At 52.1% G+C, this 26,860-nt stretch carries 27 protein-coding genes; 22 read left to right on the forward strand and 5 right to left on the reverse strand.

Going from position 1 to position 26,860, the window contains the following annotated elements; translation table 11 throughout:
• Positions 1-14 precede the first annotated feature (14 nt).
• Positions 15-713 (forward strand): phosphate signaling complex protein PhoU, encoded by a 699-nt coding sequence (gene phoU, locus J0X00_RS15315; RefSeq protein ID WP_136483459.1) that lies wholly within the window; start codon positions 15-17, stop codon positions 711-713.
• 101 nt (positions 714-814) lie between these two features.
• Here the strand turns inward: phoU and ppk2 are convergent, their stop codons facing one another.
• The 3 genes from ppk2 to J0X00_RS15330 all read right to left on the reverse strand — a co-directional run bounded on the left by ppk2 (position 815) and on the right by J0X00_RS15330 (position 3,269).
• A complete protein-coding gene (ppk2, locus tag J0X00_RS15320; RefSeq protein WP_136483460.1) occupies positions 815-1,591 on the reverse strand; it encodes a polyphosphate kinase 2 in 777 nt (258 codons plus the stop codon).
• 53 nt (positions 1,592-1,644) lie between these two features.
• Positions 1,645-2,397, reverse strand: a complete 753-nt coding sequence (locus J0X00_RS15325) for a copper homeostasis protein CutC (protein ID WP_136483461.1) — start codon at positions 2,395-2,397, stop codon at positions 1,645-1,647.
• 260 nt (positions 2,398-2,657) lie between these two features.
• On the reverse strand, positions 2,658-3,269 hold the full coding sequence (locus J0X00_RS15330) for a peroxiredoxin C (protein WP_136483462.1): 612 nt from the start codon (positions 3,267-3,269) through the stop codon (positions 2,658-2,660).
• Between the two features lie 198 nt (positions 3,270-3,467).
• On the opposite strand from J0X00_RS15330, the gene J0X00_RS15335 reads away from it, so the two are divergent.
• The 3 genes from J0X00_RS15335 (at position 3,468) to aceA (ending at position 8,122) form a co-directional block, all read left to right on the forward strand.
• Positions 3,468-4,373 (forward strand): hydrogen peroxide-inducible genes activator, encoded by a 906-nt coding sequence (locus J0X00_RS15335; RefSeq protein ID WP_136483463.1) that lies wholly within the window; start codon positions 3,468-3,470, stop codon positions 4,371-4,373.
• A gap of 577 nt (positions 4,374-4,950) precedes the next feature.
• Positions 4,951-6,657 carry a malate synthase A gene (gene aceB, locus J0X00_RS15340; protein WP_256612066.1) on the forward strand — a complete coding sequence of 569 codons (1,707 nt, stop codon included), beginning with the start codon at positions 4,951-4,953 and terminating at the stop codon, positions 6,655-6,657.
• A gap of 154 nt (positions 6,658-6,811) precedes the next feature.
• Positions 6,812-8,122 carry an isocitrate lyase gene (aceA, locus tag J0X00_RS15345; protein ID WP_136483465.1) on the forward strand — a complete coding sequence of 437 codons (1,311 nt, stop codon included), beginning with the start codon at positions 6,812-6,814 and terminating at the stop codon, positions 8,120-8,122.
• Between the two features lie 228 nt (positions 8,123-8,350).
• Here aceA and J0X00_RS15350 read toward each other — a convergent pair whose 3' ends face one another.
• A complete protein-coding gene (locus tag J0X00_RS15350; RefSeq protein ID WP_136483466.1) occupies positions 8,351-8,821 on the reverse strand; it encodes a CBS domain-containing protein in 471 nt (156 codons plus the stop codon).
• Positions 8,822-9,223: 402 nt separating this feature from the next.
• Here J0X00_RS15350 and queA point away from each other — a divergent pair, with 402 nt between their 5' ends.
• From queA to J0X00_RS15380, 6 genes are all read left to right on the forward strand, one after another.
• Entirely contained in the window at positions 9,224-10,276 is a 1,053-nt protein-coding gene (gene queA, locus J0X00_RS15355) for a tRNA preQ1(34) S-adenosylmethionine ribosyltransferase-isomerase QueA (RefSeq protein WP_282477143.1), read from the forward strand.
• Positions 10,277-10,386: 110 nt separating this feature from the next.
• On the forward strand, positions 10,387-11,526 hold the full coding sequence (gene tgt / locus J0X00_RS15360) for a tRNA guanosine(34) transglycosylase Tgt (protein WP_136483468.1): 1,140 nt from the start codon (positions 10,387-10,389) through the stop codon (positions 11,524-11,526).
• 105 nt (positions 11,527-11,631) lie between these two features.
• Positions 11,632-11,964, forward strand: a complete 333-nt coding sequence (gene yajC, locus J0X00_RS15365; protein ID WP_136483469.1) for a preprotein translocase subunit YajC — start codon at positions 11,632-11,634, stop codon at positions 11,962-11,964.
• 21 nt (positions 11,965-11,985) lie between these two features.
• A complete protein-coding gene (gene secD / locus J0X00_RS15370; protein WP_218562255.1) occupies positions 11,986-13,839 on the forward strand; it encodes a protein translocase subunit SecD in 1,854 nt (617 codons plus the stop codon).
• 14 nt (positions 13,840-13,853) lie between these two features.
• Positions 13,854-14,801, forward strand: a complete 948-nt coding sequence (gene secF, locus J0X00_RS15375; RefSeq protein WP_136483471.1) for a protein translocase subunit SecF — start codon at positions 13,854-13,856, stop codon at positions 14,799-14,801.
• A 111-nt stretch (positions 14,802-14,912) separates the two neighbouring features.
• Positions 14,913-15,470 (forward strand): cysteine hydrolase, encoded by a 558-nt coding sequence (locus J0X00_RS15380; RefSeq protein WP_218562254.1) that lies wholly within the window; start codon positions 14,913-14,915, stop codon positions 15,468-15,470.
• A gap of 173 nt (positions 15,471-15,643) precedes the next feature.
• Here the strand turns inward: J0X00_RS15380 and suhB are convergent, their stop codons facing one another.
• Positions 15,644-16,447 carry an inositol-1-monophosphatase gene (suhB, locus tag J0X00_RS15385; RefSeq protein ID WP_136483473.1) on the reverse strand — a complete coding sequence of 268 codons (804 nt, stop codon included), beginning with the start codon at positions 16,445-16,447 and terminating at the stop codon, positions 15,644-15,646.
• 180 nt (positions 16,448-16,627) lie between these two features.
• Between suhB and trmJ the strand changes: the two genes are divergently transcribed.
• The 12 genes from trmJ (at position 16,628) to J0X00_RS15445 (ending at position 26,704) form a co-directional block, all read left to right on the forward strand.
• A complete protein-coding gene (gene trmJ / locus J0X00_RS15390) occupies positions 16,628-17,359 on the forward strand; it encodes a tRNA (cytosine(32)/uridine(32)-2'-O)-methyltransferase TrmJ (protein ID WP_282477144.1) in 732 nt (243 codons plus the stop codon).
• 129 nt (positions 17,360-17,488) lie between these two features.
• Complete coding sequence (gene iscR, locus J0X00_RS15395) at positions 17,489-18,010, forward strand: Fe-S cluster assembly transcriptional regulator IscR (RefSeq protein ID WP_136483475.1); 522 nt, start codon at positions 17,489-17,491, stop codon at positions 18,008-18,010.
• Positions 18,011-18,036: 26 nt separating this feature from the next.
• Positions 18,037-19,251 carry an IscS subfamily cysteine desulfurase gene (locus J0X00_RS15400; protein WP_136483476.1) on the forward strand — a complete coding sequence of 405 codons (1,215 nt, stop codon included), beginning with the start codon at positions 18,037-18,039 and terminating at the stop codon, positions 19,249-19,251.
• Positions 19,252-19,287: 36 nt separating this feature from the next.
• On the forward strand, positions 19,288-19,671 hold the full coding sequence (gene iscU / locus J0X00_RS15405) for a Fe-S cluster assembly scaffold IscU (RefSeq protein ID WP_136483477.1): 384 nt from the start codon (positions 19,288-19,290) through the stop codon (positions 19,669-19,671).
• A gap of 60 nt (positions 19,672-19,731) precedes the next feature.
• Positions 19,732-20,055 (forward strand): iron-sulfur cluster assembly protein IscA, encoded by a 324-nt coding sequence (gene iscA / locus J0X00_RS15410; protein ID WP_136483478.1) that lies wholly within the window; start codon positions 19,732-19,734, stop codon positions 20,053-20,055.
• A 190-nt stretch (positions 20,056-20,245) separates the two neighbouring features.
• Positions 20,246-20,761 (forward strand): co-chaperone HscB, encoded by a 516-nt coding sequence (hscB, locus tag J0X00_RS15415; RefSeq protein WP_136483479.1) that lies wholly within the window; start codon positions 20,246-20,248, stop codon positions 20,759-20,761.
• A 21-nt stretch (positions 20,762-20,782) separates the two neighbouring features.
• The gene (gene hscA, locus J0X00_RS15420; protein WP_136483480.1) at positions 20,783-22,636 is read left to right on the forward strand and encodes a Fe-S protein assembly chaperone HscA; all 1,854 of its coding nucleotides are present in this window, start codon (positions 20,783-20,785) and stop codon (positions 22,634-22,636) included.
• Positions 22,637-22,649: 13 nt separating this feature from the next.
• A complete protein-coding gene (gene fdx / locus J0X00_RS15425) occupies positions 22,650-22,988 on the forward strand; it encodes an ISC system 2Fe-2S type ferredoxin (RefSeq protein WP_136483481.1) in 339 nt (112 codons plus the stop codon).
• 65 nt (positions 22,989-23,053) lie between these two features.
• Entirely contained in the window at positions 23,054-23,248 is a 195-nt protein-coding gene (iscX, locus tag J0X00_RS15430; RefSeq protein WP_136483482.1) for a Fe-S cluster assembly protein IscX, read from the forward strand.
• Positions 23,249-23,436: 188 nt separating this feature from the next.
• Complete coding sequence (gene pepB, locus J0X00_RS15435; RefSeq protein WP_282477145.1) at positions 23,437-24,729, forward strand: aminopeptidase PepB; 1,293 nt, start codon at positions 23,437-23,439, stop codon at positions 24,727-24,729.
• A gap of 133 nt (positions 24,730-24,862) precedes the next feature.
• Positions 24,863-25,294, forward strand: coding sequence for a nucleoside-diphosphate kinase (gene ndk, locus J0X00_RS15440; protein WP_282477146.1), 432 nt, complete (start codon positions 24,863-24,865; stop codon positions 25,292-25,294).
• Between the two features lie 288 nt (positions 25,295-25,582).
• Positions 25,583-26,704, forward strand: coding sequence for a bifunctional tRNA (adenosine(37)-C2)-methyltransferase TrmG/ribosomal RNA large subunit methyltransferase RlmN (locus tag J0X00_RS15445; protein WP_218562250.1), 1,122 nt, complete (start codon positions 25,583-25,585; stop codon positions 26,702-26,704).
• Positions 26,705-26,860 lie beyond the last annotated feature (156 nt).

Below are 26,860 nucleotides of genomic sequence, written 5' to 3' on the forward strand. Positions count from 1 at the left end.
ATAAAGGAATCAATATGCAATTAGGTCGTCATATCTCAGGACAGTTTAACGTGGAGCTGGAGTCGATCCGCACGCATGTGCTGACGATGGGAGGCCTGGTTGAGCAGCAGTTGTCATTTGCCATGCAGGCGCTCAATAAAGGTGATGAAGATCTGGCGCGCAAAGTGGTGCGCGATGACCATAAAGTCAACGCGATGGAAGTGTCGATTGATGAGGCGTGCACGCGCATTATTGCCAAGCGCCAGCCGACGGCAAAAGACCTGCGCTTGATCATGGCCATCATTAAGACCATCACTGATCTGGAACGAATCGGCGACGTGGCGACCAAAATTGCTTATGTGGCGATTGAGAGCCCGGATGCTAAAGAGAGTCAGTTTCATGTCTCGCTCGAACCCTTGTGTCGTCAGGCAATAGATATGCTGCATCAGGTGCTCGATGCGTTTGCGCGTATGGACGTGGAAGCGGCTGCTCTGGTGCATAAGCTGGATGACAAGCTCGACAAAGAGTACGAAGCGGTGATTCGTCAGTTGATGACTTACATGATGGAAGACCCGAAAAACATTCCGCATATTCTGCAGGTGATGTGGTCGGCGCGCTCCATCGAGCGGGTCGGCGACCGCTGCCAGAACATCTGTGAGTACATCATCTATTTCGTCAAAGGTAAGGATGTGCGCCACCTTGGCGATGAAGGCATCGATGACGCACTGCGTTAGACCTGAGCCTACACAAAGAACGGCGCGTATATAAAGAGCGGTGCGTACATCAATCGCTACAAATAACAGCGCCGACGCAAGCGGCGCTGTTATCGTGCGGGTTAATACTTGAGCGGTACCAGCGTCTGTTCTTCTATCGGCGAGCGAACATAGCCTTCCTTGTTGATTTCCGGCAGGTGGATGGGCGGATATTCAATGCTGCGATATTCGATGCTGCTGAGCAGATGGCTGATGCAGTTAAGGCGTGCACTGCGCTTGTCATCGGAAGGCACCACCCACCAAGGGCACTGCTTGGTATCGGTGTAGGCGAACATCTTGTCTTTCGCTTTGGAGTAATCGGCCCAGCGGTGACGGGACTCCAGATCCATCGGACTGAACTTCCAGCGTTTAATCGGGGTTTTGATCCGCTCGAGAAAGCGCTTTTCCTGCTCTTCATCAGAGACCGAGAACCAGTATTTGAGCAGAATAATCCCGGAGCGCTGCAACATTCGTTCAAATTCCGGGCAGGAGCGCAGAAACTCTTCATACTCTTCGCCGCTGCAAAATCCCATCACTTTCTCTACCCCGGCGCGGTTATACCAGCTGCGGTCAAACAGCACGATTTCACCAGCCGCCGGCAGATGGGCAACATAACGCTGAAAGTACCACTGGGTTTTCTCTTTTTCCGTCGGTGCGGGCAGAGCGGCAACCCGGCACACCCGCGGATTGAGCTTTTCGGTGATACGCTTGATGACGCCGCCTTTGCCGGCGGCATCGCGGCCCTCAAAAATGACCACGACTTTGAGCTTTTCATGTTTGACCCACTCTTGCAGCTTAACCAGTTCAACCTGCAGCCGTTCGAGCTCTTTCTCGTACACTTTTCTTTTTAATTTGGTCATCGTTCACTCCTTTGATAAGCGCATATTAGCACCGACCTAATGCATCAACAGGCTTATGCTCCTGATTTGAGAGCTGATGCGGTATCGGCAATCGTCTGACGGTCGGTGACCGGTACCACAAAGTCATCCACTGCAGCGGCGCCCATTTTGCTCTGCGCGGCGATAAAACGCATCTTGCTGGCGCGGGTGGTTTTGCCCGACAGGTGCAGCTCAGTCACGCCGGTGTGCTGCGCCAGGAGCGGCGCATTGGCGGCATTCACCCCGGCACCCGCCATAATCGCAATCCGTCCGTTACTCTGCCTGACCAGCTCGGCGATAAGGTCGGCACCTTGCAGCGCCGTTGGCGCCTGACCTGATGTGAGCAGCCGCTCGCAGCCAAGCTCAATGATGCTCTCCAGCGCCTGCTGCGCGTCCTGACACTGGTCAAAGGCGCGGTGAAAGGTTACGCCAAGGCCAAGGCTGTGCGCCTGTTCGATCAGTTTCCGGCAGCGCTGTGTATCCACTTGACCATGTTCAGTCAGCAGTCCCAGCACGACGCCCTGCAATCCTGCCTGATGGGCCGCCGCGATATCGTATTGCATGCAGGCGATATCGTCAGCGTCGTAGAGGAAATCGCCCTGGCGCGGCCTGATCATAGCGTACACCGGGACACTGGAACGTTGCGCGGCCTGGCGCATTAAACCGAAACTTGGTGTCAGGCCGCCCAGGGCCAGTGACGAGCACAGTTCGATACGGGTGGCACCGCCAGCCAGAGCATGCGGCAGAGATTCAATGGTGTCGATACAGACTTCGAGATGATAAGGCATTGTTTGGCGACCAGTCAGAAAACAGAGCCCAGATTGTAGCAAGGTTCGCTAGCGCAGAGGGCAGGAAATAGAGGTAAAGCGGATGGTGAGGCATTTCCGCCATTGCCTGAGCACAAGCCATTGAGTGAGGACAAGGCAAATAAAAAGCCCCGCTCGGTGATCGGGGCTTTACAGACTTTACTTCTTAAACTGATTGGCGAGTTGTATCACTTATAATCCAACCACAAACCCGGTTTGAGCGCGGGCGTTTAAGAGGTGAATTATTTTTTGTTCAGGTCAGCAGTGTGCTCAGACAGGTAAGCAGCTACGCCCGCTGGAGAATCTTTCATACCAGCTTTACCTTCTTCCCACTGTGCAGGACATACTTCACCGTGAGTCTGGTGGAAGTTCAGAGCGTCAACCATGCGCAGCATTTCGTCGATGTTACGGCCTAGTGGCAGGTCGTTAACAACTTGGTGACGTACAACGCCGTCTTCGTCGATCAGGAAAGAACCACGGAAAGCAACGCCAGCTTCTGGGTGCTCAACATCGTATGCTTTAACGATTTCGTGCTTAACGTCAGCAACCAGTGGGTATTGAACTTCACCGATACCGCCATTCTCAATAGCAGTGTTACGCCATGCGTTGTGAGAGAACTGAGAATCGATAGAAACGCCGATTACTTCTACGCCTTTAGCTTTGAAGTCTTCGAAACGTTTGTCGAATGCGATCAGCTCAGATGGGCAAACGAAAGTGAAGTCTAGTGGGTAGAAGAAAACAACCGCTTTCTTACCTTTAGTGAATTCTGCGAAGTTGAAGTTATCAACGATTTCACCGTTACCTAGCACTGCTGCAGCAGTAAAATCAGGGGCTTGACGACCTACTAGTACCATTTTTTTGCTCCTAAGATTAATGGTTAGTTCCGGGTTACCAAGATTAGTTAACCCAGTCCGTATAATTGCGAGACAAACTATAGTACAGATCGTAGTATAGAAAAAAGCGAATTAAATAGATTAAGTTTATCGAAAAAAGCGATGAGCCAAAAATCTGCCGGCGAAAAAAACAGAAACAGAACAAAGACTAAACTTACGATGAATAAATGGCCCAGTTTAAAGCAGCTGCATTACCTGGTGACGCTCCATGAGACCCGTCATTTCAGTGATGCCGCCGAGCGGTGTTTTGTCAGTCAGTCGACGCTAAGTAAAGGGATTCAGAATCTGGAAGAGCTGATTGGCTGCCCATTGTATGAAAAGAAAGATAAAAAAAGCCCGCTGGTGTTTACCCAGGCGGGTGAAGAGGTGGTGAAACAAGGGCGCGAGCTGCTGGCGCGTGGCCAGGATCTGATGGAACTGGGTAAACAGTGTCAGGGCGACTTAATGGAAGGGCAACTCAAACTCGGCTGCATTCCGACCATCGCCCCTTTTTTGCTCGGCGATCTGGTGCAGGAAGTCAATGTGCACTATCCGCAGCTGCATCTGTTGCTGCGCGAAGACACCACCGCCAATCTGCTCACCGCCTTGCGTAACGGCGAGCTGGATGTGCTGCTGCTGGCACTGCCGATGGATATCGGCAGTATGGAAAGTCGCGTGGTCGGCCAGGATCCGTTCCGCATGGTGATCAGCCGTAAACAGGCGGACGCGATTCGGGTGCCGATCAAATATGATGACCTGCCGGACAACTCGGTTTTTCTGCTCGAGAATGAACACTGTCTGACCGAGCACGCAGTTTCGGCCTGTAAGCTGACGGATAAAGAGAAGATCAATCCGTTTACTGCCACCAGTTTGCATACCTTAGTGCAGATGGTGGCGAATGGGCTGGGGACGACCTTTATCCCGCAAATGGCGATCAAACACGGTTTACTTGATAACCAGAATCTGGTGGTGATCGACCCGCCCGGCCAGCAGGCATCGCGGGAAATTGGTCTGGTGTGGCGCCCGAGTTCTTCGCGGAGTCACACTTTTGAGCGTCTGGCGGAGGTGGTTTCGGAGCTGCTTTAGGTCTTCTCAGGTCGAGAATTGGCGTAGCCAGCGCCGTAGAGTGGTCGAATACTAGTGAAAATGCGCTGATATAGGCGCATTTTTTAGTATTAAACTCTGCTGGTGATTTTTTTATTGTAAAATTTTACAGAACATTCTGAGTGAACCTTTCATAAAATCGTAAAACTTCACAAAGTAAATTTTACACAAACTCCTTAGTCACCGGTTTTAAACCCGCTCGGGTCACTCTGCTGATACCCCGTCTGTGCAACCTCTGGCGATATTTCCCTCATCTGTATCTGCTGTTTGACCCTTTTTAACAGACTCAATTTCACTGTAATTTTATTACGTAATTAGTTACGGATTTGCCTAGTGAGATACCCCTAAATCGGCAGCGGAATAAAACTTCGAATTTCAGCTTTGGTGGCTTGAGGGGGTTTTCGTTACTTCCTTGTTGGAGTAGATTTTAATTATGTTTTTAGCACTTAAACCTCAGCCGCCGCAGCGCAACATTTAATGCAGTTTACCGCTGGCTGAGGAAAAGGAAGATACTCACTGCCAAGAGGCGCAAGAAGCGTTTGTAGTTCAAAACTTACAAATGTTGCTTGTTAACGATTCTAAGGAAGGACTCATGCTTGCTCAAACGCCAGAACAAGGCTCTGCCTGTACTCAAGATAGCGCCGCAACTCAGCATACCGCCGGGCATCAATCAGGCGACAATCTGACCCGGCTCAATGTGACCGGCCATGTGACTCAGACCCAGGCGCAGATCTTCTCAAAACCAGTCCAGGCGTTTCTGGCTGACTTGTGTGCCTGCTTTGCGCCGCAGGTTGACGGGCTGCTTGCTGAACGCGAGCAGCGTCAGAGCAAGATTGATGCAGGGGCGCTGCCGGATTTTCTTACTGAGACGCAGGATATTCGCGAAGGCAGCTGGAAGATCCTCGGGATTCCGCACGATCTGCAGGATCGCCGGGTCGAAATCACCGGACCGACCGAGCGCAAAATGGTCATCAATGCCTTAAATGCCAACGTGAAAGTGTTTATGGCTGATTTTGAAGATTCGATGTCGCCGGCCTGGGACAAGTTACTCGACGGCCAGATCAATTTGCGTGATGCGGTGAATGGCACCATCAGCTACACCAATCCGGACAACGACAAGAGCTACCAGCTTAAGAACGATCCGGCGGTACTTATCTGCCGGGTGCGCGGCCTGCATCTCAAAGAGAAACACGTTCAGTTTGACGGCATGGTGATCCCGGGCGCGCTGTTCGACTTTGCGCTCTATTTTTACAACAACTATCAGGCGTTACTGAAAAAAGGCAGCGGTCCGTATTTTTACCTGCCGAAACTGCAGGCGCATCAGGAAGCCAAATGGTGGAGTGAAGTCTTCCATTTTACCGAGTCCTATTTCGGTCTGGATACCGGCACGATTAAGGCGACCGTGCTGATTGAAACTCTGCCGGCGGTATTCCAGATGGACGAAATCCTGTTCGCGCTCAAAGAGCACATTGTCGGTCTGAACTGCGGACGCTGGGATTACATTTTCAGCTACATCAAAACATTGAAAAAGCATCCGGATCGTGTCCTGCCGGACCGTCAGGTCGTCACCATGGATAAACCGTTCCTGAGCGCCTATTCGCGCTTGCTGGTTTACACCTGTCACAAGCGCGGCGCGTTTGCCATGGGCGGCATGGCGGCGTTTATTCCGGCCAAAGACCCGCAGGAGAATGCGCGGGTGCTGGATAAAATTCGCACTGACAAAATGCTCGAAGCCACCAATGGCCATGACGGCACCTGGGTTGCGCATCCGGGCCTGGCCGATACCGCGATGGACGTGTTCAGTGAGGTTTTGGGTGAGCGCAGTAACCAGCTCGATGTCAGCCGGATGGCTGATGCACCGATTCATGCGGCGGACCTGCTTGAGCCATGCGAAGGACCGCGCACAGAGCAGGGCATGCGCCACAACATCCGGGTGGCTCTGCAGTACATCGAAGCGTGGATCTCCGGCAACGGTTGTGTACCGATTTACGGCCTGATGGAAGATGCCGCCACCGCTGAGATTTCCCGCGCCTCTATCTGGCAGTGGATTCAGCACGGCAAAGCGCTGGATAACGGCCAGGTCGTGACCAAGCAACTGTTCCGCGCTTACCTCGCCGAGGAGATTGAGGTGGTCAGAGCGGAAATCGGCGAGGCACGTTTTCAGGCCGGCCGTTTTGAGCAGGCGGCCGAGCTGATGGAAAGCCTGACCACCAGTGATGAACTGAGTAATTTCCTGACCATACCCGGGTATGACTATCTGGATTGATGCCAGGATACCGCCCGGCGCACATTCGCGTCGTGCCGATGACATATTTTAACAACAATCAATAACGTGAACGTCTCATCAATATCAGGCCGGGATGTGCTGATAGCGAAAAGGATGACCATGCGCCACAAGCGTATAACAAGAGGGAATGATTATGACACTGACTCGCCGCCAACAAATCGAAGCTTTGGAAAAAGACTGGGCCACCAATCCACGCTGGAAAAACGTCAAACGTACTTACAGTGCGGAAGAGGTGGTCAGCCTGCGCGGTTCCATGACGCCGGCCAACACCATCGCGCAGCGTGGTGCTGACAAACTGTGGTCACTGGTCAACGGCCATGCCAAAAAAGGCTATGTGAACTGTCTGGGCGCACTGACTGGTGGTCAGGCAGTGCAGCAGGCCAAAGCGGGGATTGAAGCGATTTATCTGTCCGGCTGGCAGGTCGCAGCAGACAACAACACCGCCAGCACTATGTATCCGGACCAGTCGCTCTATCCGGTTGATTCTGTGCCGAGCGTGGTAAAGCGCATTAATAATGCCTTTCGCCGTGCTGACCAAATCCAGTGGTCATCCGGCAAGTCGCCGCAGGATGAGGGCGGGATTGATTACTTCCTGCCGATTGTCGCCGATGCAGAAGCCGGTTTTGGCGGCGTGCTCAATGCGTATGAGCTGATGAAGTCGATGATTGAGTCCGGTGCGGCCGGGGTGCACTTTGAAGACCAGCTCGCGTCAGTGAAAAAATGTGGTCACATGGGCGGTAAAGTTCTGGTGCCGACCCAGGAAGCGGTGCAGAAACTGGTTGCGGCGCGTCTGGCAGCGGATGTGGCGGGCACGACCACGCTGGTGATTGCCCGTACCGATGCCAACGCTGCGGATCTGATTACCTCGGATTGCGACCCGTATGATGCGGACTTCATTGTCGGTGAGCGCACGGCAGAAGGTTTCTACCGCGTACGGGCCGGTATCGATCAGGCGATTGCGCGTGGTCTGGCTTATGCTCCGTATGCCGATCTGGTGTGGTGTGAAACCGCCAAGCCGGATCTGGAAGAAGCGCGTAAGTTTGCCGAAGCGATTCATGCCCAGTACCCGGATCAATTGCTGGCCTACAACTGTTCGCCATCGTTTAACTGGGAGAAAAACCTTGATGCGGACACCATCGCCCGCTTCCAGCAGGAGCTGGCAGACATGGGGTACAAATATCAGTTCATCACTCTGGCCGGCATCCACAATATGTGGTTCAACATGTTTGAACTGGCTCATGCTTATGCTCAGGGTGAAGGTATGCGTCATTACGTGGAAATGGTGCAGCGCCGCGAGTTCCAGGCGGCAGAAAAAGGCTACACCTTTGTGGCGCACCAACAGGAAGTGGGGACCGGTTACTTCGATAAGATGACCAACACCATTCAGGGCGGCCAGTCGTCGGTGACGGCGCTGACCGGTTCAACCGAAGAAGATCAGTTCTGACCGGAGAGCAGTGCCGGACGGGCACTGCTTTATCACCATTACTGTCACCATCCATCTAATGAGCGGCCCCGGCCGCTCTTTTTTACGTCAGCTTTTTACATCAGCCTTTATACGCCAGGCGGTATGGTTTTGAGACGATGCTTTTCGTTGCAAGCTTTGCTCGCGCCGCAGTCACTATTGATGGCCAACCCAATCTATTGCAAGCCAATCGATGGGATGGGGTCGGCTTTACAGCTCGCTGTCGTCGAAGTCCGTTTCCGGCTCCAGCTCTTCTGGCTCGACCTCTTCGCTCAGTTCCAGTAAATTAATCGCAATGGTGACAAAGTCGCTGTCCGTAATGATGCCGACCAGTTCGCCTTTCGCGACTACCGGCAGACAGCCGACTTTGTGCTTTTGCATATAGATGGCGCTCTCTTTCAGTCCGGCCTGCGGTGCCACGTTCATCACGCTGGTATGCATCACCTGATAGAGCGGAGTTTGCTGAATCTCTTCCTGCTCAAGCGGACTTTTATGCAGACTGGACTCCTGAGCGGCGAGAATATCGCGCTGAGTGACAATGCCCAGCAACTGGCGGTTGATGTCCACCACCGGAATATGGCGAATATCGAGCGCTTCCATCATGTTTTTGGCATCGGCGAGAGTGTGGGTGCGCTCCAGAGTATGCGGGTTGCGCGTCATCATATCTTCAACCTTGATCATAACCGACTCCTGTTCTTGTTGCGGTCGCAGGCGCTGAGCGCTCCGCCACCTGGCAAAGTCTGCCACAGCAACTGGCTCGCCTGCTTGCCGCACCGGGCAGATAACGTGTTCATGGATTATCTCTTTTCCCTAACTATAGTTTTTTTGCCGGTAAATATCTGAGAGTTCAGTCGGTTTTTGTTATCTGTTGCAGCGGACGAGAAAGGCAAGTGTCATGTTTGATTACAATCGGGCGCTTTTCAAATCAGGTTGCTATCCGGCACAATCAGCGCAGGCAAAAACTGCAAACCCGAACACGCAAATGTCGATGAATCTCTCATCTTGAGGTATACTGCCGCGCCGCGAATTAAACCGTCGCACCCATCCGATAATGGCGAAAGCCGAGAGAATCAACAGAAAGTCATGCAAGTTTCAGATTTTGATTTTGAACTACCGGACGAGCTGATTGCTCGCTATCCGATGGCGGAACGTACCGCCAGCCGTCTGCTGCAGCTAGATGGTAACTCCGGTGAGCTGGTTGATGGCACTTTTAAAGACGTGCTCAACTGTGTGCAACCGGGCGATTTATTAGTTTTCAACAACACCCGGGTGATTCCGGCGCGTATGTTTGGCCGCAAAGCCTCTGGCGGTAAGCTGGAAGTGCTGGTGGAGCGTATGCTCGATGAGCACTCGATTCTGGCCCACGTACGTTGCTCGAAACCGCCCAAACCAGGCACTGAACTGTATCTGGGCGAAAACGACGAGTTTCATGCGGTGATGGAAGCGCGTCACGATGCGCTGTTTGAGATTCGTTTCACTGCCGACACTGTGGTGCTGGACATTCTTAACCAGATTGGTCATATGCCGCTGCCGCCTTATATCGACCGTCCGGATGAGGATGCCGATAAAGAGCGCTACCAGACGGTGTACAACCAGAAGCCGGGTGCGGTCGCCGCGCCGACGGCTGGTCTGCACTTTGACCAGGCGCTGCTTGAACAAATTGCGGCTAAAGGTGTCGAACTGGCTTACGTTACGCTGCACGTCGGTGCAGGTACCTTCCAGCCGGTGCGGGTTGAGAATATCAACGATCACCACATGCACGCCGAATATGTGGAAGTACCGCAGGAAGTGGTGGATGCCATTGCTGCGACCAAAGCACGTGGCGGGCGCATCATTGCTGTCGGTACCACGTCAGTACGTTCACTGGAGAGTGCGGCGCAGGATGCACTGAAAAACGGTACTGAGCTGGTGCCGTTCTTTGGCGATACCGAGATCTTTATCTACCCCGGTTATGAATACCAACTGGTGGATTGTCTGATCACCAATTTCCATCTGCCGGAATCGACCCTCATCATGTTGGTGAGTGCGTTTGCCGGTTACGAGCACACCATGGCAGCCTACCAGCATGCCGTGCAGCAGCAGTATCGCTTCTTTAGTTATGGTGATGCGATGTTTATTCGTAAGCGTACGGCATAAATCAGCCACAGCGCAAAAACGCAATAAACCTTATTTAATCTATCGTCGTCAGGACTCTTATCCGGGCGATGTAAATCCGTCAGACTGTTTCTCTGACATTTGGAGGCTTTGTGAAGTTAAAGTTCGAACTGAAAAAAACTAATGGCACCGCTCGTCGTGGTCAACTGACCTTTGAGCGTGGCACAGTACAAACTCCGGCATTTATGCCCGTGGGCACTTACGGTACGGTTAAAGGCATGACACCGGAAGAAGTGGCGGCGACGGGGGCAGAAATTCTGCTGGGCAACACTTTCCACCTGTGGCTGCGCCCGGGTCAGGAAGTGATGAAAATGCACGGAGATTTGCACGATTTCATGAACTGGCAAGGTCCGATCCTGACTGACTCAGGCGGCTTCCAGGTATTCAGCCTGGGTGACATCCGTAAGATCACCGAAGAAGGGGTGCATTTCCGTAACCCGGTCAACGGCGACAAGATCTTTATGGATGCGGAAAAATCGATGGAAATCCAGAAAGACCTGGGTTCGGACATCGTGATGATTTTCGACGAGTGTACGCCATACCCGGCGACCCACGATGAAGCGAAAAAATCGATGGAAATGTCACTGCGCTGGGCTCAGCGTTCACGTGATCACTTCGATAAACTGGAAAACACCAACTCACTGTTCGGCATTGTGCAGGGCGGTGTGTATGAAGATCTGCGTGATGTGTCGGTAAAAGGCCTGACCGAGATCGGGTTTGACGGTTATGCGGTCGGCGGCCTGGCCGTTGGCGAACCAAAAGAAGACATGCACCGCGTACTGGAGCATACCTGTCCGCAACTGCCGGAAGATAAGCCACGTTACCTGATGGGCGTGGGTAAACCGGAAGACCTGGTGGAAGGCGTGCGCCGCGGCATCGACATGTTTGACTGCGTGATGCCAACCCGTAACGCGCGCAACGGTCACCTGTTTGTGACTGGCGGTGTGATTAAGATCCGTAATGCATCACATAAAACGGATACATCACCGCTTGATCCGCACTGTGACTGTTACACTTGCAAAAATTATTCAAAATCGTACCTGCACCACCTGGATCGTTGTAACGAAATCCTGGGTGCACGTCTGAATACTATCCATAACCTGCGTTATTACCAACGCCTGATGGAGAGCATTCGCAGTGCGATTGAAGAAGACCGCTTTGAGCAGTTTGTCACTGAGTTTTACGCCCGTCGTAACCGCGAAGTGCCACCACTGCAGACAGAAAAAGCGTGATTTCGTGCGCCAGGTTAGATTTATACGCTGAATAGCTTGAATTTAATCTGGCGCAGCCCAATAAAATCCACAATTAGACAACAATAACTTAGAGGACGTTTCTCAATGAGTTTAATTTCTGTAGCACATGCAGCAGGTGAAGGTTCCCCACAAGGTGGTGGTTTTGAAATGCTGATCATGCTTGGCATGTTCGCGGTGATCTTCTACTTCATGATCTACCGCCCACAATCAAAGCGCGTAAAAGAGCATAAGAACCTGATGGCATCCATGTCAAAAGGTGATGAAGTTCTGACCAGCGGTGGCCTGGTGGGTAAAATCACTAAGATCGCGGAAGACAACGATTACGTATCGATTGAACTGAACGCAAACAATGAAGTTGTGATCAAAAAAGACTTCGTTACTGCAGTGCTGCCTAAAGGTACGCTGAAATCTCTATAAAACAGCTAGAGGATCCTCGCTGTGTTAAACCGTTATCCATTGTGGAAGTACCTGATGGTAGTCTTTGCTATTGCCATCTCCGCATTATACGCACTTCCAAATATCTACGGTGAAGATCCGGCTATTCAAGTTACAGGGGCGCGTGGCGCCTCTGTAGATATGTCAACGCTGGATGCTGTCACTCAAGCGCTCGATGCAGCGCATCTCTCTCATCAATCCATTGCTCTCGAAAATGGATCTATTCTGGTTCGATTTAAAGACACCGATACTCAAATTAGTGCCCGCGACGTTATTGGCGAAGCGCTGGGCAGTGATAAGATCGTAGCGTTAAACCTGGCCCCGGCAACCCCTGGTTGGCTGGAGTCTATCGGTGCGGCGCCAATGAAGCTGGGTCTTGACCTGCGTGGTGGTGTGCACTTTCTGATGGAAGTGGACATGGACGCTGCGATGGAAAAGCTGGTCGGCCAACAGGAAGAAGCGTTCCGTAGCGAGCTGCGCGAAGAGAAAATTCGTTATCGCGCGATTCGTCCTCAGTCCGACTCGGTGGAAATTATCCTGCGCAGTGCTGAACAGGTGGATGAAGCCCGTCGTGTCCTGACGCCTTTACATCGCGATATGACGTTTGTCTCTTCTGATGCGGAAGGGGATTACACTCTGACGGCAACCTTTACGGAAACGCGTCTGCAGGAAATCCGTAATTACGCCGTAGAACAGAACATCACTATTTTACGTAACCGGGTGAACGAACTGGGTGTGGCTGAGCCACTGGTTCAGCGTCAGGGTGCAACGCGCATCGTGGTTGAACTGCCGGGTGTTCAGGACACGGCACGTGCCAAAGAAATCCTCGGTGCTACGGCGACGCTGGAATTCCGCGAAGTCGATGACAGTGTTGATCTGTCAGCGGCGGCTGCAGGCCGTGTACCACCGGGCAGTGAGGTGAAAACCGATCGTTCAGGTCGTCCGGTTGTGCTGAAAAAACGTGTCATTCTGGGTGGTTCAAGCATCACGGATGCAAGCTCCAGCGCAGATGAATACGGCCGTCCTCAGGTGAACATTTCACTCGATAGTGAAGGCGGCAGCAAGATGGCGGCGTTCTCTAAGAAGAACATCGGTAAGCTGATGGCGACCGTGTTTGCCGAGTACAAAGACAGCGGTAAGAAGACGCCGGAAGGCAAAGTCATCCTGACCAAGCATGAAGAAGTCATCAACCAGGCAACCATTCAGTCTGCCCTGGGCCGTAACTTCCGCATCACAGGTATCGACTCGGTCTCTGAAGCGCATAACCTGGCGCTGCTGCTGCGTGCCGGTGCGCTGATCGCGCCTATCTCTATCGTTGAAGAACGGACTATTGGTCCGTCAATGGGTCAGCAGAACATCGATATGGGTATTCAGGCCTGTATCTGGGGTATGGTCGCGGTCATGCTGTTTACGCTGCTTTACTACCGTAAGTTTGGTCTGATTGCCAACATGGCGCTGGCGGCTAACCTGGTGCTGATCATCGGTATTATGTCGATGATTCCGGGTGCCACCATGACGCTGCCGGGTATTGCCGGTATCGTTCTGACCGTCGGTATGGCCGTGGACGCCAACGTACTGATCTTTGAACGTATTCGTGAAGAGCTGCGCGACGGACGTAATCCGCAGCAGGCGATTCACCAAGGTTACGCTAACGCGTTCAGTACCATTGCGGATGCCAACATCACCACGTTGATCACAGCCATCATTCTGTTTGCTGTGGGTACCGGTGCGATCAAAGGTTTCGCGGTGACACTGTCAATCGGTATTCTGACCTCCATGTTTACAGCCATCATCGGCACGCGTTGTATCGTCAACCTGGCGTACGGCGGTAAACGCATCAAGAAACTGTCGATCTGAGGCCGGGAAGTATTATGTTTCAATTAATGAAAGCAGACCATACGATCGGCTTTATGCGCTGGTCGAAAGTGACGTTTGTGTTTTCACTGCTGATGATCGGTGCATCGATCTTCACTCTGTCGACCAAGTGGCTTAACTGGGGCCTCGACTTCACCGGCGGAACGCTGATTGAAGTGGGCTTTGAGCAGCCGGCTAACCTGGAGCAGATCCGTACGTCACTTGAAGCGAAAGGCTTTGGTGATGCCACGGTGCAGAACTTTGGTTCAGCGCGTGAGGTGATGGTTCGTCTGCGTCCGCGTGACAACGTTGCCGGTGAAACTCTGGGTAACCAGATCATCGATGCCATCAAGCAGGGCACGGGTGAAAACGTTGAAATGCGTCGCATCGAGTTTGTCGGCCCGAACGTGGGGGATGAACTGACCGAAGCGGGCGGCCTGGCGATTCTGGTCTCGCTGATCTGTATCCTGATTTACGTATCGATGCGTTTTGAATGGCGTCTGGCGGCAGGTGCAGTACTGGCACTGGCACACGACGTTATCATTACCCTGGGCGTGTTCTCTGTGATGCAGATTGAAGTGGACCTGACTATCGTTGCGGCGCTGCTGACCGTGGTCGGTTACTCACTCAACGATACCATAGTGGTGTTTGACCGTATTCGTGAGAACTTCCGTAAACTGCGTAAAGGCGAGCCACCTGAAGTCATGGATATCTCGATTACCCAGACTTTGAGCCGTACTCTGATTACTTCAGGTACTACGCTGTTTGTGGTGATTGCGCTGTTCGTACAGGGCGGTGCCAATATCCACGGTTTTGCGACTGCACTGCTGCTGGGTATCACAGTCGGTACTTACTCGTCGATTTATGTGGCTTCAGCCCTGGCGCTGAAACTGGGCATAACTCGTGAGCACCTCATGCCACCCCAAGTGGAAAAAGAGGGCGCTGACCTGGACGAGCTGCCATAACATTACGAAAGCCACTGACTTGTCAGTGGCTTTTTTCTTTTCAGGCCTGCAAATTGGCCGCGCCGGGGCGAAAAATCGCCCGGCGGATAGATAACCAGAATAGGAGAGATCATGGCTATCACTCAAATTGATAACAAGACTGCGCTGATCGTGATTGATTTACAACACGGCATTGTTGCGCTGCCACCGCAGCAGACCGTTCCGGGTGTCCTGGAGAACGCAGCGCAGCTGATCAGTGCTTTTCATCAGCATCAGCAACCTGTGGTATTGGTCAATGTAGCCGGTGCAGCGCCGGGACGCGTGGACCGCGGCCTGGGGTCACATGGTTCGCTGCCGGATAACTGGAGCACGCTGGTGGATGAACTGCCACGGCATAGTGATGAGATTCTGATCACCAAGCAAAATTGGGGCGCGCTGATCAATACTGAACTGCATCAGCAGCTGCAGGCTCTGGGGGTGACTCAGGTGGTGGTGATCGGTATTGCCACCAGCATCGGGGTTGAATCGACCGCGCGTCAGGCGTTTGAGCTCGGTTATAACGTCACTCTGTGCAGCGATGCCATGACCGACCTTAATCTCGATAACCACGCACACAGTATTGCCGCGGTGTTCCCCATGTTGGGTGAAGTGGGCACGACGCAGGATCTGCTCAACGTTCTCAACCGCTGAGAGTGATTGTGCGAGGCTTAATGGCTATATTCATTTGATAGCATTAGCCTGAAACGAAAAAGCCCCGGCAGTGCCGGGGCTTTGTTATTTGTCTTGCCTGAACCACCGCGTGCGGTATTCAGTTTTTACAGTAGTCCAGTTTTCACAGCCGTCAGCACGGGCTGACCAGCGCCTTATTTCAGGATAGCGCTGTTGCCGTTTTCACGGATGTGCTTAAGAATCGCTTTTACACCACGTGGGCTTGAACCAACGATGTTGCCTGATTTCATGTAATCAGTACCGCCGGCAAAGTCAGTCAGGATTGCGCCAGCTTCACGGGCGATCAGTTCACCTGCTGCCATGTCCCAAGGTTTCAGGCCCAGCTCGAAGTAACCGTCAACACGGTTAGCCGCCAGGTAACACAGATCCAGTGCTGCAGAGCCGGTACGACGGAAGTCTGCACACTCAACGAACAGAGCTGACAGGATTTTCAGGTACGATTCTGAGTGCTGTTTCTGTTTGAACGGGAAGCCAGTTGCCAGGATAGTACCTTGCAGATCTTTCACTGGTTGGACGCGGATACGCGCGTTGTTCAGTTGTGCGCCTGAACCGCGTTGTGCGGTAAACAGTTCGTTCTGCATTGGGTCATAAACACAAGCAACTTCAGTTTTACCTTTAAAACGCACGGCGATAGATACCGCGAAGTGAGGTAAACCTTTCATGAAGTTAGTGGTGCCATCCAGTGGGTCGATGATCCATTGTACGTCTTTATCTTTACCTTCGATAAGACCGCCTTCTTCGGCAACGATGCAGTGCTCCGGGTAAGAGCTTTGAATAGTCGCAATGATGATTGCTTCTGCTTCTTTGTCTACGTTAGTAACAAAGTCGTTCGTGCCTTTCTGAGTTGATTCGATTTTCTCAGCATTTTCTAGAGATTTGGCAATATGGTTGCCTGCTTTTCGCGCTGCGCGAATAGCAATGTTTAGCATAGGATGCATACGGTTTTCCCAACGGATGTTAAAGAACGAAAAAGCGGGCGGCAGTATACCAAAACTCTACCAAAAGGGAAGTGGTTATTTTTTGTGCGCTTAACGGTCGGGGGCGGGAAAGGGTCTGACCATTTTACTCAGGTTTATGTTAAGATTCGGGCGCGCTAATTTTAGGGGTGTAATAACGCAATGTTAGACAATGTTAAGGTGGTTTTAGTCGGAACGTCGCATTCTGGCAATATCGGTTCCGCAGCTCGTGCTATGAAAGTCATGGGGCTAAAGCAAATGGTACTGGTGGATCCGCAATGTGAAGTCGATGCTCAGGCCATCGCACTGGCCGCCGGTGCCAGTGATATTGCTCTCAACGCGCAGATTGTGACTACGCTGGAGCAGGCGGTGGATGACTGCGGCCTGGTGGTGGGCACCAGTGCGCGCTCGCGTACGCTGGAATGGCCGATGCTCGACCCGCGTGAGTGTGGCGAAAAATTCGCCCAGGAAGGCCTGCATCACAAAGTTGCGATCGTATTTGGTCGTGAACGGACTGGCCTGACCAACGAAGAGCTGCAAAAGTGCCATTATCACGTCGCGATTCCGGCCAACCCGGAGTACAGCTCGCTCAACCTGGCCATGGCAGTACAGACGCTGTGCTACGAGATCCGCGTTGCGTATCTTAACCAGCAGGAGGCGCAGTTTGCACCGGCATCGGAAGTGGAATACCCACGTCATCACCAGCTGGAAATGTTCTACAGCCACCTTGAAAAGGTGTTGCTGGAGACCCAGTTCATCTCTGCGGACAAACCGGGTCAGGTGATGAACAAGTTGCGTCGCTTGTTTAGCCGTGCGCGACCTGAGGAGCAGGAACTGAATATATTGCGTGGTATATTAACGGCAGTTGAGAAAAATCAGCGCGATAATCAGTAACGGCTGACATTATTGACCATGTCAATGGTAGGGGTAAATACCCGAGTAATTTAGTCAAATAAATACTTGACCATATTGGTCAGGTATGGAACACTCCTAACCACAGAAACAATGTGGATACGGTGTGATATGAGACTTACATCTAAAGGAAGATATGCAGTAACAGCCATGTTAGATGTGGCTCTGCATTCGCAACAGAACCCAGTGCCACTGGCGGACATTTCAGAACGTCAGGGTATTTCGCTTTCCTACTTAGAACAGCTGTTTTCTAAGCTGCGTAAAGCAGGCTTGGTGGCCAGTGTACGCGGACCTGGTGGCGGTTACCGCCTCGGCGCGAATGCCAGCACGATTTCAATCGGTACTGTGATTGCAGCGGTTGATGAATCCGTGGATGCAACCAAGTGTAACGGCAAAGGTGATTGCCAGGGTGGAACCCGTTGTTTGACCCACACATTGTGGCGTGACCTAAGCTCACGCATCAGCGACTTCCTCAACAACATCACTCTGGGTGAGTTGATGATTGATAACGAAGTTTTAGAGATTTCAGACCGCCAGGATATTGGTCTCGCGGTTAACCAAGGGTTGTCCCAGAAGAAATCAAATACCGTCACTATCGGTGCGGCACCCGTTGGTATTAACGTTCGCTCATAGCGGCAATGTTTACATTGGAGTAAAAAATGAAACTGCCTATTTATTTAGACTATTCAGCAACAACACCTGTAGACCCACGTGTTGCTGAAAAGATGGTTCAGTGCATGACGATGGACGGTAACTTCGGTAACCCGGCATCGCGCTCTCACCGTTATGGCTGGCAGGCAGAAGAAGCGGTAGATGCCGCACGTGAGCAAATTGCCGATCTTCTGAATGCAGACCCGCGTGAAATCGTATTCACGTCTGGTGCGACTGAATCTGACAACCTGGCGATTAAAGGTGCTGCCCACTTCTATAGCAAGAAAGGCAAGCACATCATCACCTGCAAAACTGAACACAAAGCGGTACTCGATACCACTCGTCAGCTTGAGCGTGAAGGCTTTGAAGTGACTTACTTTGAGCCTGAGTCAAATGGTCTGATCGACCTGGCTAAGCTGGAAGCTGCGATGCGTGATGACACCGTTCTGGTTTCTATCATGCACGTGAACAACGAAATCGGTGTTATCCAGGATATCGCCGCGATTGGTGAACTGTGCCGTGCACGTAAAATCGTGTTCCACGTTGACGCAGCCCAGTCAGCAGGCAAACTGCCTATCGATGTTCAGGAAGTGAAAGCGGACCTGATTTCTCTGTCTGCACACAAAATCTACGGCCCGAAAGGTATCGGTGCTCTGTACGTGCGTCGTAAGCCGCGTATCCGTCTCGAAGCGCAAATGCACGGCGGCGGTCACGAGCGTGGTTTCCGTTCAGGTACTCTGGCTACTCACCAGATCGTAGGTATGGGTGAAGCGTTCCACATCGCTAAGCTAGACATGCAGAAAGATTACGATCACGCTCTGGCACTGCGTAACCGCATGCTGGATGGCCTGAAAGATATGGAAGCCGTGACCATCAACGGTGACCTGGAACAGCGTGTTCCGCACAACCTCAACATCAGCTTTGCGTTTGTTGAAGGTGAATCACTGCTGATGGCGCTGAAAGACATCGCCGTCTCTTCAGGCAGTGCGTGTACATCAGCCAGTCTGGAACCATCGTACGTACTGCGTGCGCTGGGTCTGAACGACGAACTGGCTCACAGCTCAATTCGTTTCTCATTCGGTCGTTTTACGACGGAAGAAGAAGTAGACTACGCAGTCGAACTGATTCGTGTAGCAGTCAACAAACTACGCGACATGTCTCCTCTATGGGATATGTATAAAGAGGGTGTGGACCTGAGTACCGTTGAATGGGCTCACCACTAATCGTTCCAGGGATATAGAGGATTTGAGGTAACTATCATGGCATACAGCGAAAAAGTAATTGATCACTACGAGAACCCACGTAACGTTGGTTCATTTGACAAAGAAGACCCATCAATCGGCAGCGGCATGGTTGGTGCTCCGGCTTGTGGCGACGTAATGCGTCTGCAAATCAAAGTATCACCGGAAGGCATCATCGAAGATGCAAAATTCAAAACCTACGGTTGCGGTAGTGCTATCGCGTCCAGCTCACTGGTAACCGAGTGGGTTAAAGGTAAATCTATCGATGAAGCGGCTGCTATCAAGAACGCTGAAATCGCAGAAGAACTGGAATTGCCTCCAGTGAAAGTTCACTGTTCAATTCTGGCAGAAGACGCGATCAAAGCCGCCGTTGCGGATTACAAGAAAAAACACGATCAGTAATTTATGTGGGAGCAGAGTGCTGCTCCCCCCCTTTATTCATTGACAGTCAAAGGTTGTAACATGGCCATTACCCTAACAGAAACCGCAGCAAACCGAGTGAGATCCTTCCTTGACAATCGTGGCAAGGGCATTGGATTACGTTTGGGCGTAAAAACGACGGGCTGCTCTGGTATGGCTTACGTGTTGGAGTTCGTTGACGAACTCAACGAGGGAGATGAGGTGTTCGAAGATCACGGTGTGAAAGTGATCATTGATGCGAAGAGCCTGGTTTACCTCGACGGCACTCAGCTTGATTACAAGAAAGAAGGGTTAAACGAAGGCTTTGAATTTGACAACCCAAATTCGAAAAGTGAATGTGGTTGCGGTGAAAGCTTCAACGTTTAACGGTTGTCTCCCGGTGAGTTGAGTCATTGTCTGATGATGACGTTCGTTGACTGGCCAAGTGTGATGTCGATAGCATCCCCCAAGCCCTGAGCGCATCATCTGTTACTGACTGGTTCTGACCGGGGCATCATATCGGTGTTTTGGCGGACGTTGAGTACGGCCAGAGCCCGAGCATAGGGACCGGTTTTACATGAATTACTTTGAATTATTTGGGCTACCAACTCAGTTTGATCTGGATGGTAGCCTTCTTTCTTCTCAGTTTCGCGAGTTGCAAAGACGTTTCCACCCGGATAACTTTGCCACCGCCTCTGAGCGCGACCGTCTGATGGCGGTACAGAAAGCGGCGCAGATTAATGACGCCCATCAAGTGTTAAAAAGCCCAATTAACCGCGCCGAATACCTGTTGTCACTCAACGGGGTAGAGTTACGTGGCGAGCAGCAGACGCTGCAGGATCCGATGTTCCTGATGGAACAGATGGAGCTGCGTGAGGAACTGGAAGCGGTTGAACACAGCGCGGACCCGGAAAGTGCTCTGTTTGATTTCGATGCGAAAGTGAGCCGCATGTACAAACAGCATTTAGCTCAGGTAGAACAGGAGCTGAATAAGATGCAATGGGATGTCGCTGCTGACACCGTTCGTAAGCTCAAATTTATTGCCAAATTAAAAAATGAAATAGAACGAGTCGAAGACAAACTGCTCGGCTAATTCAAATAAAAGGACCCATCCATGGCATTACTTCAGATTGCAGAACCCGGCCAAAGCTCAGCCCCGCACCAGCACAAGCTGGCGGCTGGCATTGACCTGGGAACCACCAACTCGCTGGTTGCTTCGGTTCGAAGTGGGACAGCGTCTACCTTGGTCGACCAGCAGGGCAGAAGCATTCTGCCATCCGTAGTCAACTACGCTGGCGACGAGATTTCTGTGGGTTACGACGCACGAGATAAAGCGCAGGCAGATCCGCAAAACACCATTATTTCGGTGAAACGTCTGCTGGGCCGTTCATTACAGGATATCCAGCAGCGTTACCGCAACCTGCCATACCACTTCAAAGCCAGTGACAATGGCTTACCTGTGATGCAAACCGCACGCGGTGACAAAAACCCGATTCAGGTTTCTGCTGATATTCTGAAAGCGTTAGGCCAGCGCGCCGAGCACACCCTGGGTGGTGAACTGGCGGGCGTGGTGATCACCGTCCCGGCGTATTTTGATGATGCGCAGCGTGTCGGCACCAAAGATGCCGCCAGCCTGGCGGGTCTGCATGTCCTGCGCCTGCTCAATGAACCAACCGCTGCGGCGATTGCCTACGGCCTGGACTCGGGTCAGGAAGGTGTGATCGCGGTTTACGACCTCGGTGGTGGTACCTTTGATATTTCCATTCTGCGCCTGTCGAAAGGGGTGTTTGAAGTGCTGGCGACTGGCGGTGATTCTGCGCTGGGCGGCGATGACTTTGACCACCTGATTGCTGAGCACCTGCAACAACTGAGTGGCCAGACCGGTAAGCTGAGCGCAGAACATTACCGTAGTCTGCTGAATGCTGCGACCGCGGCGAAAATTGCCCTGACCGACAGCGCAGAGACCGAAGTATCGGTACTGGGCTGGAGCGGTACCTTGAGCCGCGAGACTCTGAATGAACTGATTCAGCCACTGGTGAAAAAGACCCTGCTGTCTTGCCGCCGCGCATTGAAAGATGCGGATGTCAGCGCTGAGGAAGTGCTGGAAGTGGTAATGGTCGGTGGTTCAACCCGCACGCCTTATGTGCGTGACATGGTGGGCGAATTCTTTGGCCGTACCCCGCTGACCAGCATCAACCCGGATGAAGTGGTCGCGATTGGCGCGGCGATTCAGGCCGATATCCTGGCTGGTAACAAGCCGGATTCAGAAATGCTGCTGCTGGATGTGATTCCGCTGTCGCTCGGTATTGAAACCATGGGCGGCCTGGTGGAGAAAATCATTCCGCGTAACACCACGATCCCTGTCGCCCGCGCGCAGGAATTTACCACCTTCAAAGACGGCCAGACCGCAATGAGCGTGCACGTGGTGCAGGGTGAACGTGAACTGGTCGACGATTGTCGTTCTCTGGCGCGTTTCTCGCTGAAAGGCATTCCGCCGATGGCGGCCGGCGCGGCACACATTCGCGTCACCTACCAGGTCGATGCCGATGGCCTGCTGTCGGTGACGGCGATGGAAAAAAGTACTGGCGTGCACTCCGAAATTCAGGTCAAACCGTCTTACGGTCTGAGCGATAATGAAGTGGCGGACATGCTGAAAGATTCGATGGCCCATGCCAAAGATGACATGCAGGCCCGTGCTCTGGTTGAGCAACGTGTTGAAGCAGACCGCGTGATTGAAGGTCTGATTTCAGCGCTGCAGGCAGACGGTGATGACCTGCTCAATGAGCAAGAGCGTCAGGCACTGCTGCAGGCAATTGAAAGCCTGATTGAACTGCGCAATGGCGATAATGCTGATGCGATTGAGCAGGGAATTAAAGATACCGACAAAGCCAGTCAGGAGTTTGCCTCACGTCGTATGGATAAATCCATCCGCGCGGCACTGGCCGGTCATTCTGTTGACGAGATTTAAAGAGATTATAACCATGCCAAAGATTATTGTTTTGCCTCATGAATCCCTTTGTCCTGAAGGCGCAGTATTAGAAGCGCAACCAGGAGAAACCATTCTGGATGTGGCACTAAAAAACGGTATCAGTATTGACCACGCGTGTGAGAAATCATGTGCGTGTACCACTTGCCACTGTATTGTTCGTGAAGGTTTTGATTCACTGGAAGAGAGTGACGAGCTGGAAGATGATATGCTGGATAAAGCATGGGGTCTGGAGCCGGAATCTCGTCTGAGCTGTCAGGCTCGGGTTGCGGATGAAGACCTGGTGGTCGAGATTCCTAAGTACTCGCTCAACCACGCCAGCGAAGATCATTAATTCTATTCATTTAATCAGCCCTGCTTCCTCACGGATGCGGGGCGTTTTATCCTAGGAGCGATGCTATGAAATGGACCGACTCACGCGATATCGCGATTGAACTGTGCGACCTGTATCCGGACATTGATCCGCAGACAGTACGCTTTACTGACTTGCATCAGTGGATTCTGGATCTGGAAGATTTTGATGATGAGCCTAACCACTCAAATGAAAAGATTCTCGAAGCGGTAATCCTGTGCTGGATGGATGAGCGCGATTAAGCTTAAGCCTTGAACCTGGCAACCACGAGTTTGGAAATAAAGCCAAGTTAACAGTTTTGAGCAAAAGAAACGGGCCAAATGGTCCGTTTTTTTATCAATTTGACATTTTTACCTGACAAAATGCTAACATCCGAACGTTCATTATTCGACGTGGCCAAGCAATGCCACGATAAAGACAAGGAGTAACCATGTCTACACAGATGTCTGTATTTATTAGCCAAGAATCTGCCCAGCCTCAGTGGGGAGAGAAGGCGCTTATTTCGTTTTCTGAACAGGGTGCAACCATTCACCTCGATCAAACCCATGATCTGGGCGCTATTCAACGTGCCGCACGTAAACTCGATAGTCAGGGACTGCGTGCGTTACTGCTCGACGGTGAAGGCTGGACTCTGGAAGCTATCTGGGCGTTTTACCAGGGCTACCGTGATGCCAAGCGCAAGAATACGCTGGAGTGGAACGCTCTGGCCGCTGCAGAAGAGAATGAACTGCAGGCGCGCATCAAAACCTCTGACTGGACGCGCGACATCATCAACAAAAGTGCCGAAGAAGTGGCACCGCGTCAGCTGGCCACGATGGCGGCTGAATTCATTAAATCGCTGGCGCCTGATGCGGTCTCTTACCGCATCGTGAAAGATAAAGATCTGCTTACCGAGGGCTGGGAAGGTATTTACGCGGTTGGTCGCGGCTCAGAGCGTACCTCTGCGATGCTGCAACTCGACTTTAACCCGACCGGTGATGAAAACGCCCCCGTGTTCGCGTGTCTGGTCGGTAAAGGCATTACTTTCGACTCAGGTGGTTACAGCCTGAAGCCATCGAACTTCATGACCGCGATGAAATCGGACATGGGGGGTTCTGCGACTGTAACCGGCGCGCTCGGTCTGGCGATTCTGCGTGGTTTCAATAAGCGGGTTAAACTGATCCTGTGCTGCGCGGAAAACATGGTTTCCGGCCGCGCGCTGAAACTGGGCGATGTGATCACCTACAAAAACGGTAAAACCGTTGAGATCATGAACACTGATGCTGAAGGTCGCCTGGTGCTGGCGGATGGTCTGATCTACGCGTCAGAGCAGAAACCAGAGCTGATTATTGATTGTGCGACCCTGACCGGCGCGGCGAAAAACGCGCTGGGTAACGATTACCACGCGTTGCTGAGCTTTGACGACCAGTTGTCGCACAACGCGCTGACGGCCGCGAAAGAAGAGCACGAAGGTCTGTGGCCACTGCCACTGGCCGATTTCCACCGTGAGATGCTGCCATCGAACTTTGCTGATCTGTCGAACATCAGCTCAGGTGATTATTCACCGGGTGCCAGCACAGCAGCAGCCTTCCTGTCGTACTTTGTCGATAACTACAAGCAGGGATGGCTGCACGTCGATTGCGCGGCGACTTACCGCAAGTCAGCCAGCGATAAATGGGGCGCAGGTGCAACCGGTACTGGTATCCGTACTGTCGCACGCATTCTGATGGATGAAGCCAAGTAAACCCATCCCGTCACACAGGGCAGCCTGAGTTGCCCTGATGGCCGCTCTCAGGGGCCAAATGCCGGCATGCCACCGGTATGCGGAGTGAGAGGGCGGTAAATAACTAAAATAGTCAATAAAGGACATCTATCTTATGGCTCTTGAAAGAACATTTTCGATTATTAAGCCTGACGCAGTAGAACGTAATCTGATCGGCGAAATTTACCACCGCATTGAAAAAGCGGGTCTGCGCATTATCGCGGCCAAAATGGTGCAGTTGAATAATGAACAGGCAAGCGGTTTCTATGCTGAGCACGAAGGCAAAGAGTTCTTCGCGCCATTGAAAGAGTTTATGACGTCTGGTCCTATCATGGTTCAGGTACTGGAAGGCGAAAATGCGATTGCCCGTTACCGTGAGCTGATGGGGAAAACCAACCCGGAGCAGGCGGCTTGTGGCACACTGCGTGCTGACTACGCGATTAGCATGCGTCTCAACTCAGTGCACGGCAGCGACAGCCCGGAATCGGCAGCGCGTGAAATCGAGTTTTTCTTTCCGCAATCTGAAATTTGCCCACGCAGTAAATAAGCAAATCAGCAAATTTGTCATTGATTGACACCTAGCAAGTCAGTGATTGACACTTAGTCAGTTGCAATTGACCGGTTGAAAGCTCTCTGCGGAGGGCTTTTTTTGTCTTTGCGGTGCGCTCAGTACGGCTTTCAGCCAGTGTGAGCCAGTTCAAAGTTTGTCTGGTTAAAATTTAATCATTGCTTTATTAATGTCTTAGTAAAGTCATGGTTTTTCAACTCTTGTTGTCACTGCGTAAAGGCTGTACAATTCGCGCCCTTAATTCTTGTTCCATCTCTGAGAGGCCACATGAGCACAGAAAAAGTCAATCTGCTCGATTTTGATCGCAAAGGCATGCGCGAATTTTTCGTTGAAGAACTGGGCGACAAAGCATTCCGCGCTGAGCAGGTTATGAAGTGGATCTATCACTTTGGCTGTGATGACTTCGATAAGATGACCAACTTGAACAAGAAACTGCGTGAGCAGCTCAAAGAGCGCTGTGAAATTCGTGCACCGTATGTATCGGAAGCGCAGCACTCGAGTGACGGCACGATCAAATGGGCGATGCGTGTTGGCGATCAGGACGTCGAAACCGTGTACATCCCGGAAGACGACCGCGCGACTTTGTGTGTATCGTCTCAGGTTGGTTGTGCTCTGGAATGCAAATTCTGCTCAACGGCGCAGCAAGGTTTTAACCGTAACCTGCGGGTATCAGAGATCATCGGTCAGGTGTGGCGTGCTGCACGTGAAATTGGCATGGAAAAAGAGACCGGCCGTCGTCCTATCACCAACGTGGTGATGATGGGTATGGGGGAGCCGCTGCTGAACATGAAAAACCTGATCCCAGCGCTGGAACTTATGCTCGATGATCTGGGTTTTGGCCTGTCGAAGCGCCGTGTGACCGTATCAACTTCTGGCGTGGTGTCTGGCTTGGATCAAATGACCGGCAACATCGACGTGGCATTGGCTATCTCGCTGCACGCGCCAAACGACAAACTGCGCAGTGAAATCATGCCGATCAATGATCGCTGGGACATCCAGGACTTCCTGGCGTCTGTGCGTCGCTACATTGCCTCGTCCAACGCGAACCGCGGTAAAGTGACGGTGGAGTATGTTCTGCTGGATCACGTCAACGATGGCACAGAGCATGCGCATGAGCTGGCACAGCTGATGAAAGATACGCCGTGCAAGGTCAACCTGATCCCGTTTAACCCGTATCCGGGTTCGCCGTACAAAAAACCGAGCAACTCGCGCATTGACCGTTTCCAGAAAGTGTTGATGGAATACGATATCACTGTGACGGTACGTAAAACCCGTGGCGATGACATCGATGCGGCATGTGGTCAGTTGGTCGGTGATGTGATTGACCGTACCAAGCGGACTAAGCTCAAACAAAGCGCGGAAAATGCCATTCCGGTTAAAACGCTTTAATACAGATAGTTACAATAAAGCCAGAGTTCTCTCTGGCTTTATTGTTTTTGGTGTCAGGGCAGGGCAACAGCAGGCTGGGCGGGGCTTTCTGTGTCAATTTAACGAAAAACCTTGAGCTGTCTGTAATTTCTTTCCCAATTGCATGTTGTTTACCGC

This window comes from Vibrio sp. ABG19 (assembly GCF_029962385.1).
Taxonomy (GTDB): domain Bacteria; phylum Pseudomonadota; class Gammaproteobacteria; order Enterobacterales; family Vibrionaceae; genus Vibrio; species Vibrio ostreae.